The organism is Cellulomonas wangleii (genome assembly GCF_018388445.1).
GTDB classification, from domain to species: Bacteria; Actinomycetota; Actinomycetes; order Actinomycetales; family Cellulomonadaceae; genus Cellulomonas; species Cellulomonas wangleii.
On the sequence record NZ_CP074405.1, the window covers coordinates 2,269,589 to 2,285,745 of the forward strand.

At 74.0% G+C, this 16,157-nt stretch carries 14 protein-coding genes; 6 read left to right on the plus strand and 8 right to left on the minus strand.

From position 1 onward, the window contains the following. Positions 1-35 precede the first annotated feature (35 nt). From KG103_RS10450 to KG103_RS10475, 6 genes are all read left to right on the plus strand, one after another. Entirely contained in the window at positions 36-434 is a 399-nt protein-coding gene (locus KG103_RS10450; protein WP_207341188.1) for an ArsR/SmtB family transcription factor, read from the plus strand. Position 435: 1 nt separating this feature from the next. Beyond that, a complete protein-coding gene (locus KG103_RS10455; protein WP_207341187.1) occupies positions 436-2,148 on the plus strand; it encodes a SulP family inorganic anion transporter in 1,713 nt (570 codons plus the stop codon). Between the two features lie 37 nt (positions 2,149-2,185). After that, positions 2,186-2,728 carry a YbhB/YbcL family Raf kinase inhibitor-like protein gene (locus KG103_RS10460; protein WP_207341186.1) on the plus strand — a complete coding sequence of 181 codons (543 nt, stop codon included), beginning with the start codon at positions 2,186-2,188 and terminating at the stop codon, positions 2,726-2,728. Between the two features lie 36 nt (positions 2,729-2,764). Beyond that, complete coding sequence (locus KG103_RS10465; RefSeq protein WP_207341185.1) at positions 2,765-3,340, plus strand: YbaK/EbsC family protein; 576 nt, start codon at positions 2,765-2,767, stop codon at positions 3,338-3,340. After that, complete coding sequence (locus KG103_RS10470) at positions 3,306-3,530, plus strand: mycothiol transferase (protein WP_256439577.1); 225 nt, start codon at positions 3,306-3,308, stop codon at positions 3,528-3,530. The genes KG103_RS10465 and KG103_RS10470 overlap by 35 nt, the downstream gene beginning before the upstream one ends. Positions 3,531-3,657: 127 nt before the next feature. Next, positions 3,658-4,284, plus strand: a complete 627-nt coding sequence (locus tag KG103_RS10475) for a DUF1349 domain-containing protein (RefSeq protein ID WP_207341183.1) — start codon at positions 3,658-3,660, stop codon at positions 4,282-4,284. A 41-nt stretch (positions 4,285-4,325) separates the two neighbouring features. Here the strand turns inward: KG103_RS10475 and KG103_RS10480 are convergent, their stop codons facing one another. The 8 genes from KG103_RS10480 to KG103_RS10515 form a co-directional block, all read right to left on the minus strand. Beyond that, positions 4,326-5,165 carry a TrmH family RNA methyltransferase gene (locus KG103_RS10480; protein ID WP_207341182.1) on the minus strand — a complete coding sequence of 280 codons (840 nt, stop codon included), beginning with the start codon at positions 5,163-5,165 and terminating at the stop codon, positions 4,326-4,328. A gap of 39 nt (positions 5,166-5,204) precedes the next feature. Then, positions 5,205-6,473, minus strand: a complete 1,269-nt coding sequence (locus tag KG103_RS10485; RefSeq protein ID WP_207341181.1) for an MFS transporter — start codon at positions 6,471-6,473, stop codon at positions 5,205-5,207. 94 nt (positions 6,474-6,567) lie between these two features. After that, positions 6,568-7,890 (minus strand): MFS transporter, encoded by a 1,323-nt coding sequence (locus KG103_RS10490; protein WP_207341180.1) that lies wholly within the window; start codon positions 7,888-7,890, stop codon positions 6,568-6,570. Next, the gene (locus KG103_RS10495) at positions 7,887-9,176 is read right to left on the minus strand and encodes an endo-1,4-beta-xylanase (protein WP_207341179.1); all 1,290 of its coding nucleotides are present in this window, start codon (positions 9,174-9,176) and stop codon (positions 7,887-7,889) included. The genes KG103_RS10490 and KG103_RS10495 overlap by 4 nt, the downstream gene beginning before the upstream one ends. Before the next feature lie 94 nt (positions 9,177-9,270). Continuing rightward, on the minus strand, positions 9,271-10,680 hold the full coding sequence (locus KG103_RS10500; protein ID WP_207341178.1) for an SLC13 family permease: 1,410 nt from the start codon (positions 10,678-10,680) through the stop codon (positions 9,271-9,273). A 269-nt stretch (positions 10,681-10,949) separates the two neighbouring features. After that, positions 10,950-12,875: an ABC transporter ATP-binding protein gene (locus KG103_RS10505; protein ID WP_207341277.1), complete on the minus strand. Its 1,926-nt coding sequence runs from the start codon at positions 12,873-12,875 to the stop codon at positions 10,950-10,952. 71 nt (positions 12,876-12,946) lie between these two features. Beyond that, positions 12,947-14,692 (minus strand): ABC transporter ATP-binding protein, encoded by a 1,746-nt coding sequence (locus KG103_RS10510; protein ID WP_207341177.1) that lies wholly within the window; start codon positions 14,690-14,692, stop codon positions 12,947-12,949. A gap of 199 nt (positions 14,693-14,891) precedes the next feature. After that, positions 14,892-16,097 carry an SPFH domain-containing protein gene (locus tag KG103_RS10515; RefSeq protein WP_207341176.1) on the minus strand — a complete coding sequence of 402 codons (1,206 nt, stop codon included), beginning with the start codon at positions 16,095-16,097 and terminating at the stop codon, positions 14,892-14,894. Between the last annotated feature and the right edge of the window lie 60 nt (positions 16,098-16,157).

Here is a 16,157-nt window from a genome sequence, read left to right on the forward strand (position 1 = left end):
TTGATGGTTTCATCACACCGCCATCCGGAGGCCTCGTGCCCCTGCACGCCCTCGGAGTCGACCGTCCTCTCGCGGACGTCAAGGCCGACCTCTTCAAGGCCCTCGCCCACCCGGTGCGGGTGCGCACCCTGGAGCTCCTCGTCGTGCGCGACCGGCAGGTCAGCGAGCTCCTCGCCGAGCTCGGCCTCGAGGCGTCGCACCTGTCCCAGCACCTGGCGGTGCTCCGACGGGCCGGTGTCGTCACCGCGCACCGCACCGGCAACGCCGTGCACTACGCGCTCGCGCTGCCCGCCGTCGCCGAGATGCTCTCGGCCGCCCGTGACGTCCTCGTCGACGCGGCGACGCATCACCGGGACCGGCTCGACGAGACGGCCGCCCTCGCCGCCCCCACGTCGTCCGACCCCGCCTCCCCCGACCCCGACACCGACGCCTGACATGAGCCTCGAGACCTTCCTGCCGACCGCCCGGCGACGCCTGCTCGCACTCGCCCCCCACCGCTCCGACTACGCCGACCTGCCGCGCTCGTGGCGGCACGACCTGATCGCCGGGCTCACCGTCGCCATCGTCGCGCTGCCGCTCGCCCTCGGGTTCGGTGTCTCCTCCGGCCTCGGCGCCGCCGCCGGCCTCATCACCGCGGTGGTCGCCGGTGCCGTGGCCGCCGTGTTCGGCGGGTCGCACCTGCAGGTCAGCGGACCCACCGGCGCCATGGCGGTCGTCCTGCTGCCCGTGGTCGCCCGCCACGGGGCCGAGGCCGTGCCCGTCGTCGCGATCATGGCCGGCGGCCTCGTGCTGCTGGCCGGGGTCCTGGGCATCGGCCGCCTCGTCGCGTACATCCCGTGGCCGGTCGTCGAGGGGTTCACGTGCGGCATCGGCGTCGTCATCGCGCTGCAGCAGGTGCCGCTCGCGCTGGACACCCCCCGCGCGGAGGGCGAGAACGCCGGCCTCGTCGCGCTGCGCACCCTGGGCGCCACCGACTGGGCGCAGGCCGTCGCGCCGCTCGCCCTCGTCGCCCTCGTGGTGGCCGTCATGATCGTGCTGCCCCGGCTGCACAAGGGTCTGCCCGCCTCCCTGGTGGCCGTCGTGCTCGCCACTCTCGTCGCCGAGGTCGCGCGGCTCGACGTCGACCGCATCGGCGTCCTGCCCGACTCCCTGCCCGGTCCGCACCTGCCGGTCGTCGACCTGGCCACCACCAGCGCGCTGTTCTCCGCGGCCCTCGCGGTGGCGGCGCTCGCTGCCCTGGAGTCGCTGCTGTCCGCGCGCGTCGCCGACGGCATGGCCGACGACATCGAGCGCACCCGGCCCAACCGCGAGCTGTTCGGCCAGGGCCTGGCCAACATCGCGTCGGGCCTGTTCGGCGGCCTGCCGGCGACCGGGGCGATCGCCCGCACCGCCGTCAACGTCCGCGCCGGCGGGCGCACCCGGGTCGCCGCCCTCATGCACGCCCTCGTGCTGGCCGCGATCATCTACCTCGCCGGGCCCCTGGTCGGGCGCATCCCGCTGTCCGTGCTGGCCGGCGTGCTGCTCGTCACCGCCGCCCGCATGGTCGACCTGCGGACCGCGCGCGCCATCTGCCGGTCCGGGCGCTCCGGTGCGCTCGTGTTCTGCGTGACGCTCGCGGTGACCGTCGTCTTCGACCTCGTCATGGCCGTCGAGGTGGGGGTCGCCGTCGCCGCTGTGGTGGCGCTGCGCGCGATGGCCCGCAGCAGCGGTCTGCACCGCGAGCCGATGCCGCACGAGGCGGAGGAGTCCCACGAGCAGCTCACCGCGGACACGGGACGCACCCTGCTGCACGAGCACATCGCGGTCTACCGCATCGACGGTGCGCTGTTCTTCGCCGACGTGCGCCGGTTCCTCGACGAGCTCGCCCTGGTCAGCGACGTGCGCGTCGTCGTGCTGCGGCTGGGCAACGTGCGCATGCTCGACGCGAGCGGCGCCAACGCGCTCGTCGAGATCATCGACGACCTGCGCCGGCGCGGCATCGTCGTCCTGCTCAAGGGGCTGCGACCCGAGCACCAGCGGCTCGCGGACAGCCTCGGAGTCATCGCCGCGCTCGCCGACGAGCGACACCTGTTCGACGACCTGGACGACGCGCTCGCGCACGCCCGCGCGCACGTGCGCCGCTCCCTGGACACCGCCACGATGGGCTGACCCCCGGCGACCGGCGCCGGGCCGACCGGAGGTTCTCGTGCCCACGTCCCTGACGCGTCCTGTCGCCCCCGAACCGTACGCGCTCCTGCCCCCCGTCCCGGCCTTCACCCTCACCAGCACGGACTGGGTGCACGGCGCCCGGATCCCGGACGTGCACACCAACACCCCGTCCGGGAGCAACGCCTCGCCCCAGCTCGCGTGGTCCGGCTTCCCCGAGCAGACCGCCGCGTTCGCGGTCAACGTGTTCGACCCGGACGCGCCGGGGGTCGCCGGGTGGTGGCACTGGACCGCGCTGGGCCTCGGCCCCGACGTCACGTCCCTCGACACCGACGCGGGGCGCCCCGACGGCTCCGGGCTGCCGAGCGGTGCGTACCACCTGCGCGGCGACGACGGCGTGGCCGGCTACGTCGGCGCCGCACCGCCCCCGGGGGACCAGGTGCACCGCTACTACGCCGTCGTGCACGCGCTCGACACCGTGGACCTCGGCCTGACGCCGGACACGCCACCGGGCGCCGCGAGCTGCGCACTGGTGTTCCACACCCTCGCCCGCGCCGTCCTCATGGGGACGTACCAGCGCTGAGCGGGTCACCGACGCCCCGGGGGTAGCCTGCCGCGCATGACCACCACCGCCCTCGGGACGCTCACCTGGGAGCGGGCCGTCGACCGTCCCGACCTGCTGGCCGCGAGCACGCACGCCGCGATCAGCGGGTGGGCGGTCGTCGACCCGACCGTGGCCGACGCCGTCCTCGTCGCCGCCATCGACCCCGACCTCGCCGACACCGCGGCCATGACCGACGCGTACGCCCTGCCGCTGTCGGCCTCGGTGAACTGTGTGCTCGTCGCGGGCCGGCGCGCGGGCGAGGAGCGCACCGCGGCCTGCCTCGTGCGCGCCACGACCCGTGCCGACGTCAACAACGCCGTCAAGCGCCTGCTGGACGTGCGCAAGGCGTCGTTCCTGCCGATGGACCGCGCCACCGACGAGTCGGGCATGGAGTACGGCGGCATCACGCCGTTGGGACTGCCCGCCGGGTACCGCGTGCTGGCCGACGCGGGCGTCGCCGTCGACGACCCGGCCGCCGGCGGCATGGTCGTCATCGGCAGCGGCGTGCGCCGCTCCAAGATCGCCCTGCCCGGCGCCCTGCTGGTGCGTGCGCCGGGTGTCGAGGTGGTCGACGGGCTCGCCATCGGCTGACGCCGCCGCCCGCACGGATGCCGTGCACCCGCCGCACCGTCAGCGTGCAAGGAGGGTCGATCCACGCGGGGTTGCACATGACCGGTCAGCAGCCCGTGAGGTCCTCGTCCACCTGGTCGAGGAGTACGCGCGCCACCTGGGGCACGCGGACCTGCTGCGTGAGCGCATCGACGGCCGCATCGGTCAGTGAGCCCGCCCGACACGGGCGAAACGGCGGAAGCAGCGCACGCCGCGGGATCACCCCGCGGCGGTGCGATCCTGGCCCAGCATCCGCCGACGTGGGCGGCGTGCCGACGCACGAGAGCCAGGAGAGCCCGATGACCACCCCGCTGCACGTGCCCGCCGTCCCCTTCGCGCTGGTTCCCTCGGACGGGTCGGCGTGGGTCGTGGACGAGGCGACGGGCGCGCTCCGGATCACCGCCCCGCCGCGCACGGACGTCTTCCTCGACCCGAGCGACGGGATGTCGTACGACTCCGCGGGCGTGCTCAACGCCCCCACGCTGATGGGCGTCCCGCCGGTCGGCGACTTCCAGCTCGTCGCCCGCGTGACCGTCGGCTTCGTCTCGACGTTCGACGCCGGCGTCCTGCTGCTGCGGGTCGACGACCGGCACTGGGGCAAGCTGTGCTTCGAGTACTCGCCCGACGGCGTCCCGCTTGTCGTCTCCGTCGTCACCCGGGGCGTCTCCGACGACGCGAACGGGTTCGCGGTCGACCGCGACCAGGTGTGGCTGCGGGTGTCCCGTATCGGCGCGGCCTACGCGTACCACGCGTCCCTCGACGGGCAGCGGTGGGAGCTCGTCCGGCACTTCACGCTGGAGGACCCCGCGGGCACGGTGACCGTCGGGTTCGAGGGGCAGTCCCCCACCGGTGACGGCTGCGCGGTGACGTTCGACCGGATCGCCTTCACCCCCACCCGGCTGGGCGACCTGCGCGACGGGTCCTGAGGACCGGCCGTCCCCCGCGGGGGACGGCGGCTCCGCGCAGGTCAGACCCGGACCGCCCAGAACGCCACCGCGGCGGCGGCCGCGACGTTGAGCGAGTCGACGCCCCCGGCCATCGGGATCCGCACGGTCAGGTCCCCCGCCGCGATCGTGGCCGGCTTGAGGCCGTCGCCCTCGGTGCCGAGCACGAGCGCGAGCCGGTCCGGCGGGTCCGCGGCCAGGTCGTCGAGCGGCACGGAGTCGTCGGACAGCGCGAGGGACGCCGTGACGAACCCCGCCGCCCGCAGCGTCGCGACGCCCTCGGGCCACGGGTCGATGCGGGTCCACGGCACCTGGAACACCGTGCCCATCGACACGCGCACCGACCGCCGGTACAGCGGGTCCGCGCAGCGCGGGGTGACGAGCACGGCGTCGACGCCGAGCGCGGCCGCCGACCGGAACGCCGCGCCGACGTTGGTGTGGTCGACGAGGTCCTCGAGCACCGCGACGCGCCGCGCCCCGGCACCCCCGCGGGCGGAGGCCAGCACGTCCGTGACCGACGGCAGCACCGGCCGGTGCATCGCCGCGAGGGCGCCGCGGTGCACGTGGAAGCCGGTGATCCCCTCGAGCACAGGGTCGTCCGCCACGTAGACGGGCACGGGGTCCTCGCCCGGCACGTCCGCGAGCATCGCCTCGAGGTCCGGCAGCCAGCGCGGCGCGAGCAGCACGGAGCGCGGTCGGTGGCCCGCCCGCAGCGCCCGCGCCAGCACCGTCGAGCTCTCGGCGATGTACAGGCCGTTCGCTGCCTCGACCCGGGTGCGCAGGGCGACGTCGGTGAGGCCGACGTAGTCGGTCAGCCGGGGGTCGTCGCGGTCGGTGACGGGCTGCACGTCGGGGTGGGACACGCCGTCATCCTCCCAGGCGGCACCGGTGCCGGCGCACGGTCAGAGGGCGGCGGGCGACCGCACCACGCGCGCCCCGAGGAACGCGACGACGCCGCCGAGCACCGCGAGCACCGGCACCACGAGGAACGCGAGGTGCGTGCCGAAGGCGTCCGCGAGCGCGCCGAGCAGGAAGGGCGCGACGCCGATGGCGAGCGCGCCCGCGAGCGTCGCCCGTGCCTGGACACGGTCACCCTGCCCCGGGGACGCCGCGAGCAGCAGCGAGATCGACAGCGGGTACTGCGCGCCGTACCCGAACCCGGCGACGACGAGGCCGGCGAGCGCGACGCCGACGTCCGTGGCCGTCCACAGCACGGCCCACCCGACGAGCGCGATGCCGAACGACGCCGCGAGCAGGTGCGCGGGGTGCACCCGCAGCGACAGCGGGCCGACGACGAAGCGCATGGCGGACATGCCGGCGACGAGCCCGGCGGTGGTCGCCGCGGCGATGCCCGGGCCGGCGTCGGTGCGGGAGAGCACGAGGTCGGTGGCCCAGTACGTCGTGGCGTTCTCCAGCGCCGTGGCCGCCACGATCGACGTGAGGAACAGCCCGGCCGCCAGCCGCGCGGTCCGCCTCCCCGTGCCGTCCACGGCGTCACCCGCGACCGTGTCGGCCGTCGTGGCCGCGGTCGTCGCGCCGTCCACGGGGGCGAGCTCCGCCGCGCGCGCCCGGCGGCGGGCCGGCAGCGCCGTCGTGTGCGGGCTGCGGGCGACGACCACCGCCGCTGCCACGGCCAGCACGATCGTGACGGCGACGCCCGCGCGCCACCCCCACCCCGCGGAGACGCAGGCCCCGACGGCGAGCGGGCCCAGCAGTCCGACGGACGACCCGACGCCGTTGGCCTCGGTGATCGCCGCGGAGGCCGCGGGGCCGGTGTGCTCCGACAGGCCCACCTGCGCGGAGGCGATCATGACGTTGCCGCCCAGCGCGGTGACGAACATCCCCGCGAGCGTCCAGGGCAGCGACGGACCGAGCAGCAGCGCCGCGACCCCGAGCGCCAGCAGCAGCGTGGCACCCACGACGGCCCCGCGACGTCCCGCCCACCGCACGGCGCGCGGCGTCACCGGCGCGGCCACCAGCCCGCCCACGGCCATCGCCGTGCCGTGCAGCCCTGCCTGCGCCGCGCTCACCCCGAGCTCGTCGGCGAGCAGCGGGACCGACGGGTTGAACGAGTACAGCAGCCAGCCCCACACCATGAACGGGGTGTAGAGGCCGACCGTGAGGCGGTCGCGGACGAGCCGCGGCCGCGCGAGGGACGTGACGGAGGACATGAGAGGAGCATCGTCGGACGAGGGCCCCGGCTGGACGACCGACGTCGGTGACGTTCGTCGCACCGCCGCCCGAGGGGTCCGCACGGGCGGCAGGTCAGGCACGGGTCAGGACGCTCGGGGGCCCGTCCCGGCGCGCGAGCCGTCCACCCGCGGCGGCCGTCACGGCGCCCATGACCGCGAGCACCGGGACGACGAGGAACGCGAGGTGCGGCCCCACGGCGTCGCCGAGCGCCCCGAGCAGGAACGGCGCCACGCCGAGCGCGAGCGCGCCGGCGAGCGTCGCGTGCGCCTGGGCGCGGTCACGGTGTCCCGGGGTGACCGCGAGCAGCAGGGCGATGGACAGCGGGTACTGCGCGCCGTAGCCGATGCCGGCGAGCACGAGCCCGGCGAGGGCGACCCGGGCGTCCGTCGCCGTCCACAGCACGGCCCACCCACCGATGGCGACGACGAACGACGCCGCGAGCACGTGGACCGGCGCGACCCGCAGCGACAGCGGCCCGGTGACGAAGCGGATCGCGGACATGCCGGCCACGAGGCCGGCGGTGGTGGCCGTCGCGATGCCGGGGCCGGCGTCCGTCCGCGTGACGACGAGGTCGGCCGCCCAGTAGGTGGTCGCGTTCTCGAGCGCGACGGCGGCGACGAGCGCCACGAGGAACAGCGCCGACGGACGCAGCCGACGCCGGGCACCGGCACGCCGGGGCGGGCCCGTGGCGGTGCGCTCCGCCGGTGCCACCGGGGCGGGCGCCTGGTCGGGCGCCTGCTCGTCGGTGGCCTGCTCGTCGGTGGCCTGCTCGGACGCCGCAGGGTGCGCCCGCCGGCGCACGGCGGGCAGCGCCGCGGAGACCGGCAGCCGGGCGACGACGACCGCGGCGACCACCCCGAGCACGATCGCCACCGCGACCCCGGGACGCCAGCCCCAGCCGGCGGTCACGCACGCCCCGACCGCGAGCGGGCCGATCAGCCCCACGGACGAGCCCACGCCGTTCGCCTCCGTGATCGCCGCCGACGCGGCGGGCCCGGTGTGGTCGGCCAGCCCGACCTGCACGGCGGCGATGGCACCCGACCCGCCGAGCGCCGCCACGAGGATCGAGGTCAGCGTCCACGGCAGCGACGGCGCGAGCACCAGGCCGGCCACGCCCAGCGCCACGAGCAGGGCGAGCACGACGATCGTGCCGCGACGTCCGACAGCACGCACCGACCGCGGCACGGCCACGGAGGCGAGCAGTGACCCGACCGCCATCGCCGTCCCGTGCAGCCCCGCCTGCGCGCCGCTGATGTCGAGCTCGTCGGCGAGCAGCGGGACCGACGGGTTGAACGAGTAGAGGACCCACCCCCACGCGACGTACGGCGTGTAGAGACCGACCGTGGTGCGGTCGCGCACCAGACGAGGGCGGACCGGCGCGTCCGGCGTGCTCATCGCACGACGACGTCCGTCCCGTCGTCGTCGAGCGTGACCTCGTGCCGGGTGCCGTCGACCTCGACGACGTACCGCCCCGGCAGCCCGCTGATCCCGACGCGACCCTGCTCGTCGGTCGTCACCCGCGTCGGCGCGAGCCACCACTGCCCGCGCACGAGCCCGCGCAGCGCGTCGTACGCCGGCTTGGGGGTGCCGTCGGCGAACACCAGGCCACCGGGCGCGTTGAGCCACATCCCGTGGTCCGACAGGCCCCAGTAGGTGATGGCCTGCACACGCGCGTCGGCGACGAGCGTGCGGTAGTGCGCCACCATCTCCTCCGCCTGCCGGTCCAGGCCGTCGGGCGTGCTGGGCCACACGTCGACCCGGTGGTCGTTGAGGTCGTCGAGGTGCTTCGGCATGAGCTCGCCGGACAGCATCGTCGTCTCGGTGAAGTGCAGCGGCAGGCCGAACCGGCCGAACCGCTCGAGCACGTCGAGCGTCTTGTCACGGCCCCACGCGCCCTGGTGCATGTGGCTCTGCAGACCCAGCGCGTCGATGCGCACACCGGCGGCCAGGCAGTCCTCGACCAGGTGCTCGTAGTCGGCGGACATGTCGAAGTCGTTCAGCAGCAGCGTGGCCGCGGGGTTCGCGGCGCGCGCCTCGTCGAACGCGAGCTGCACCATGCCGACGCGCCCGACGCTCTTGGCGACCCGGGTGACCGCGTTCGTGTCCTTGGTGAACACGGGCATGATGACGACCTCGTTGATGGCGTCCCACGTGTCGACCAGGCCGGCGAACTCCCCCGCGTCGCGCCGCACGCGCTCGCGCAGCAGCCGCAGCACCTCGTCGTCCGGGTAGGGCTCGAGCCACCGCGGCGCCACCGTGTGCCACACCAGCGGGTGGCCCTTGACCCGGGCGCCACGCGACACGTAGTGCTCGGCGGCCTCCCGCAGCGCAGCGGTGCGCACGGCGCCCTGCCGCGGCTCGAACGTGCCCCAGTAGAACGGCAGCGTCGCGGTGTCGAACAGGCCGAACCACAGCTCGTCGAGCCGGTCGAGCAGCGCCTCCTGCGCCGGGTCCGGCGTCGCGCCCGTCAGCCGGCGCCACGCGCGCTCGGTCTCGTCGAACCCGATGCAGCCGAACGCGATGCCGTGCCCCACCTGCTCCACGGTGACCTGCGCACCGGCCGCCGGCCGTCCTGCGGCGTCCATCACCTGGACGGTGCGGGTCCGGGTGCGGTGGGCGACGTCGGGGTCGGTGACGGCGGCGCTCGCGACGGCGGTGGGCGAGCTCGGCTGGACGGTCATGCGGCTCCTCAGGACGGGCTGGACGAACACATCACCCTGCCGGGCCACGTCGGACGGACCACCGGCGACGGCAAGGGTGATCAGGCTCTCATCCTCACGCCGGGATGCCGAGCACCCACGACGCCAGCGTCGTGACCGTGATGGTCACGAGCAGCACCGACGCGACGCTCAGGGGCGCCCCGGCCCGGATCATGTCCGGCACCCGCACGTAGCCCGAGGAGTACGCGATCGCGTTGGGCGGGGTCGCCGCCGGCATCATGAACGTGCACCCGGCGGCGAGCGCCACCGGCACCGCGAGCAGCAGCGGTCCGTAGCCCAGGGCGTCACCCACGGTGCTCATGATCGGCAGCAGCGTCGCGGCGGTGGCGGTGTTCGACATGAACTCCGTCATCGCGACCGTCAGCACGCACACCGCGGCGACGACCACGAACGTCGGAAGCCCGTCCAGCCCGTGCGCGCGCTCACCGATCCACACCGACAGCCCCGAGGCCGTGATCTGCGACGCGAGCGCCAGACCGCCGCCGAACAGCAGCAGGATGCCCCACGGCAGCTCGCGCGTGTCCGACCAGTCGAGCAGCCGCCCGCCGCAGTCGTCGCCGGACGGCAGCAGGAACAGCAGGATCGCCACGATCACCGCCACCACCTCGTCCGTGACGGGCGTGCCGGGCCAGACCAGCGGCAGCGCGATCCAGGACACGGCCGCGAGGGCGAACACCGCGACGACCCGCCGCTGCGGGGCGCCCATCGGCCCGAGCCGGTCGAGCTCGGCACGGACCACCGAGTCGTCCTCGCACAGCGGCGCCGGGTCGACGCGGAAGACCACCCGGGTCAGCATCACCCAGGCCAGCAGCAGGAACACGATCGACAGCGGCAGGCCGACGGCCATCCACTGGCCGAAGCTGATCTCGATGCCGTAGGTCTCCGAGACGTACCCGACGAGCAGCGCGTTGGGCGGGCTGGCGATGATCGTGCCGAACGAGCCGATGGTCGCCGCGTACGCGATGCCCAGCATGAGGGCAGCCGACAGGCGCGCGTCGACGCCGCCGCGCTCACGTCCGAGCAGCGCGAGGACCGACACGCCGATGGGCAGCATCATCACGGCCGTCGCCGTGTTGGAGACCCACATGCTCAGCAGCGCCGTGGCGACCATCATGCCGAGCACGAGCCGCCGCGGCGCCGTGCCGACCAGGCGCACCACCCCGAGCGCGATCCGCAGGTGCACGTCCCACCGCTGCAGCGCGACGGCGAGCACGAACCCGCCGAGGAACAGGAAGATCACCTTGTTGGCGTACGGCGCGGCGACGTCGGAGACGGGTGCGACGCCCGCGACGGGGAGCACCACCAGCGGCAGCAGCGCCGTCACCGCCAGGGGCAGCGCCTCGGTCATCCACCACACGCCCATGAGCACGAGCGTCGCCGCGGTCACCGCACCGGCGTAGGCGGGCACACCGGCCACCTCGGCCGGCATGTCCGGCACCACCCAGCCGACGAGGAGTGCGAGCACGGGGCCGACGACCAGCCCGACCGTGGGGCGGCTGGGCCGGCGCAGCCGCTCCGCGCGCGGCGGCCTGTCGGGCCGCTCCCGTCCGCGGGACGGGTGCGTGGGGGCGGAGGCGGTGGCGGAGCTGATGGGTCGACCCTCTCGTGGGGCGCGGGTGTCGTCCTCCTCGACGCTACGGCGCAGGCCTCCTGCGGGCCTGGGACCTTCGGGGAGGCTCACCCCCGACGGGTGTGACCTGCACGACGCGCGCTCGGGGACGTCGTGCAGGTCGGTCAGTCGACCGGTGCGACCGCCGCCGCGAACTGGCTCTCGTACAGCCGGGCGTACGCGCCGTGCGCGGCGAGGAGCTCCTCGTGGCTGCCCTTCTCGACGATCTGCCCGTGCTCCATCACCAGGATGACGTCGGCGTCACGGATCGTGGACAGCCGGTGCGCGATGACGAACGACGTGCGCCCCGCGCGCAGCGCGTTCATGGCGTGCTGGACCAGCACCTCGGTGCGCGTGTCCACGGACGACGTCGCCTCGTCGAGGATCAGGATCGCGGGGTCCGCGAGGAACGCGCGCGCGATCGTCAGCAGCTGCTTCTCCCCCGCCGACACGGCGCCGCCCTCGTCGTCGAGCACCGTGTCGTACCCGTCCGGCAGGGTCCGCACGAACCGGTCCACGTGGGTGGCGACGGCCGCCTCGACGATCTGCTCCTGCGTCGCGTCGTCCACGCCGTACGCGATGTTCTCCGCGATCGTCCCCTCGTAGAGCCACGTGTCCTGCAGGACCATGCCCATCTGCGAGCGCAGCGCGTCGCGCGTCAGGTCGCGGGTGTCCACGCCGTCCAGCGTGATCCGCCCGGAGTCGACCTCGTAGAACCGCATGACGAGGTTCACCAGGGTCGTCTTGCCGGCACCGGTGGGACCCACGATCGCGATCGTCTGGCCGGGCTCCGCGACGACCGACAGGTGCTCGATGAGCGGGGTGTCCGGCTCGTAGCGGAAGGAGACGTCCTCGAAGGCGACGCGCCCGCGGACGCGCTCCGGCAGCACGGCCGGCTGCGCCGGGTCGGGGCTCTGCTCGTCGGCGTCGAGCAGCTCGAACACCCGCTCGGCCGACGCCACGCCGGACTGCAGCAGGTTCGCCATCGAGGCGATCTGGGTGATGGGCTGCGTGAACTGCCGGCTGTACTGGATGAACGCCTGCACGTCGCCCAGCGTCATGGTGCCCGACGCGACCCGCAGGCCCCCGACCACGGCGATCACCAGGTAGTTGAGGTTGGCGACGAACCCGAGCGCGGGCTGGATGATGCCCGAGATGAACTGGGCGCGGAACGACGACTCGTACAGCTTCTCGTTGCGCTCGGCGAACGTGGCCGCCGCCTGCTGCTGACGACCGAACACCGTGACCAGCGCGTGGCCGGTGAACATCTCCTCGATGTGCGCGTTGAGCTTGCCGGTCCACGCCCACTGCTGCACGAACTGCGGCTGCGAGCGCTTGGCGATGGCCGCGGCGATCACCACGGACAACGGCACCGTGACCAGCGCCACCACCGCGAGCAGCGGCGAGATCCAGAACATCACGCCCAGCACCCCGATGACCGTCAGCACCGACGTGACCAGCTGGGACAGCGTCTGCTGGACGGTCTGCGCGACGTTGTCGATGTCGTTGGTGACCCGGGACAGCAGCTCGCCGCGGGGCTGGCGGTCGAAGTACGACAGCGGGACGCGCGTGAGCTTCTCCTCGACCTGCGAGCGCAGGCGCAGCACGGTGTTCTGCACCGCCCGCGTCGTCAGCCGCCCCTGCCACCAGCCGAACAGGAACGCCGCGACGTAGACCCCGAGGACGAGCAGGAGGATCGACCACAGCCGCTCGAAGTCGACACCGGCGCCGACCGTCAGGTCGCGCATGCCGCCGACCAGGTCGGCCAGGGTGCCCTGGTCCGCGGCCCGCAGGGCGTCCTCGGCCTGCTGCTGCGTCGTGCCCGGCGGCACCACCTGCTCCAGCTGCCGCGACACGACGCCCTCGAAGAGCACGTCGGTGGCGTTGCCGAGCAGCTTGGGACCGGCCACGGCCGCGGCCACCGAGAGCGCACCGAGCACCAGGACGGCCGCGAGGCGGGCCCGCTCCGGCCGCAGCACCGTGAGCAGCCGCCGCAGCGAACCGCGGAAGTCCATGGACTTCTGCCCCGGCACGCCCAGCCCCATACCCATGGGGCCGCCGTGCGGCCGACCGGGCGGACGCTGCGGCGCACCGGCGGAGCTGTCGTCCTTCGTGGTGGTGCTCACGCCGCCTCCTGCGCGCTCAGCTGCGAGTACACGATCTCCTGGTACGTCTCGTTCGTCGCCAGCAGCTCGTCGTGCGTGCCGTCGCCGACCACCTGGCCCTCGTCGAGCACGAGGATGCGGTCGGCGTGGCGGATCGTCGCGACCCGCTGCGCGACGACGAGGACCGTCACCGCGCGCGTCTCCGGTGCGAGCGCGGCGCGCAGCGCGGCGTCGGTCGCGTAGTCCAGCGCCGAGAAGGAGTCGTCGAACAGGTAGATGCTGGGCCGCCGGACCAGGGCCCGCGCGATGGCCAGCCGCTGCCGCTGCCCGCCGGACAGGTTGGTCCCGCCCTGCGCGATCGGCGCGTCCAGGCCCTCGGCCAGCTCCTCGACGAACTGCCGCGCCTGCGCCACCTCGAGCGCGTGCCACAGCTCTTCGTCGGTCGCGTCCGGCCGGCCGAACTCCAGGTTGCTGCGCACGGTGCCGGTGAACAGGTACGGGCGCTGCGGGACCAGGCCGATCCGGTCACCGAGCGCGATCGGGTCGGCGTCGCGCACGTCGACCCCGTCGACCAGGACGGCACCGCCGGTGACGTCGTACAGCCGCGGCACCAGGTTCAGCAGGGTCGTCTTGCCGGAGCCCGTGGAGCCGATCACCGCGGTCGTGCGGCCCGGCTCCGCGACGAACGACACCGCCTGCAGCACGGGGTGCTCGGCACCGGGGTACCGGAACTCCACGTCGCGCAGCTCCAGCAGGCCCGGCCGCGCGTCGGCGCCGGTGGGGAAGGCGACGGGCTGCACGGGCGGCACGACGGTCGTCGGGGTGTCGATCACCTCACCGATGCGGTCGGCCGAGACGATGGCCCGCGGGACCATGACGACCATCATCGAGCTCATCATCACGGCCATGAGCACGAACATGATGTAGCTGAGGAACGCGATGAGCGACCCGATCTGCATCTGGCCGGCGTCGACCCGCTGGGCGCCGAACCAGAGCACCGAGACGCTCGACAGGTTCATCACGAGCATGACGACGGGGAACATCAGCGCCAGCAGCATCCCGGCCCGCAGGGAGGCGGTGTACAGGTTCGTGCTGGCGACCTCGAAGCGCGCCTGCTCCTGCCGCTCCCGCACGAACGCCCGGATCACGCGCACGCCGGACAGCTGCTCGCGCATGACCCGGTTGACCGCGTCGATGCGCCGCTGCATCTGCCGGAACCACGGCACCATGCGCCGCACGATCAGGCCGATGACGACGACCAGGACCGGCACGATGACGATCAGCAGACCGGACAGCGCGACGTCCTCCCGCAGCGACATCACCACGCCGCCGATGAGCATGAGCGGTGCCATGACGAGGAACACGAAGGTCATGAAGACGACCATCTGGACCTGCTGGACGTCGTTGGTGGTCCGCGTGATGAGCGTCGGGGCGCCGAACCGGCCCATCTCCTGCTGGGAGAACGACTGCACCTGGTCGAACAGGCGCGCCCGCACGTCGCGTCCGAACGCCATCGCGGTCCGCGCACCGAACCACACCGCGCCGATCGACGCGACGACCTGCACCAGGCTGACCCCGAGCATCACCCCGCCCAGGCGCCAGATCGTGGCCGTGTCACCGCGCGCGACGCCGTCGTCGATGATGTCCGCGTTGAGGCTGGGCAGCCAGAGCGTCGCGATCACCTGCACGAGCTGCAGGGCGAGGACCGCGGTCACGGCACCCTGGTACGGACGCAGGTGCTCGCGGAGCAGTCGCATGAGCATGGGGGGGCGGCGCCCTTCCGTGACGGCGGGCGGCGGGGCCCACCGGAACCAGCGGTCGGCTCGGCGGGAGCAGGCCGTGCAGCAGCAGGTACACGATGCCTCGCCCGCCGCGGGTGCGCACCACCATTCCGCGGTGGGCGGAACGACAACGCCGGCGCCCCCAACGGTCGAGGGCGCCGGCGTCACCGGGTGCGCGTCGTCAGGGAGCGGGCGGCTGCTCGCCCTGCGGCGGGACGTCCTGCTGCTCCGGGCGCGGCACGGGCGTGCCGTACGACGGCTGCTGCGGCGCGGCAGGTCCGGCGCCGGGGCGCTGACCGCGCTCGGCCGCCGGGTCGAACGGGACGCCCGACAGCGTGCCCGCGCTCGTGGCGTCGGCCGTGGCGGCCGCCGACTCGCGTCGCGCTTCTGCCAGCGCCTCGCCCGGGTCGGTCAGCGACACGGGCGGCAGGTCGTCCTGCGAGAGCGGTGAGCTGCCCGCCGGACGCGAGGGGTAGTCCTCGTCGCTGCTCGGGCCGCCGCCCTGGAAGCCCTTGGACAGCCATCCCAGGGCCCCGCTGAGCTCGGCCGGCAGGAACCACATCTTGTTGGACGGGCTCGACGCGATCTTCGGCAGCGTCTGCAGGTACTGGTACGCCAGCAGCTTGGGGTCCGCGTCGCCACGGTGCACGGCGTCGAACACCTGGAGGATCGCGCGCGCCTCACCCTCGGCCCGCAGGATCGCCGACTGGGCCTCACCCTCGGCCCGCAGGATCGCCGACTGCTTCTCGCCCTCGGCCGTGAGGATCGCCGACTGCTTGACGCCCTCGGCCGTGAGGATCGCGGCGCGGCGGTCCCGCTCGGCGCGCATCTGCTGCTCCATCGAGCCCTGCACCGAGGCGGGCGGGTCGATCGCCTTGAGCTCGACACGGTTGACGCGGATGCCCCACTTGCCGGTCGCCTCGTCGAGGACGCCGCGCAGCTGGCCGTTGATCTGGTCACGGCTGGTCAGCGTCTGCTCGAGGTCCATCGACCCGATGACGTTGCGCAGCGTGGTCACCGTGAGCTGCTCGATACCGGTGATGTAGTTCGCGATCTCGTAGACCGCGTCCTTGGGGGACGTCACCTGGAAGTAGATGACCGTGTCGATGCTCACCACGAGGTTGTCCGACGTGATGACGGGCTGCGGCGGGAACGAGACGACCTGCTCGCGCAGGTCGACGCTCGCGCGCACGCGGTCGACGAACGGGATGAGCAGGTGCAGGCCTGCGTCCAGGGTCTTGTTGTACCGCCCGAGGCGCTCGACGATGATCGCGACCGCCTGGGGCACGATCCGCACCGCGCGCACCAGCGCGACGACGACGAAGACGAGGACGAGCAGCAGGACGACGATGAGCGCGATCTGACCGGCGCCGGGGCCGTCGTTCATGGGACCTCCGCAGGTGATGTCGCCCGTACCGGGACGACCACGGTGACCCGGGGACCCGGG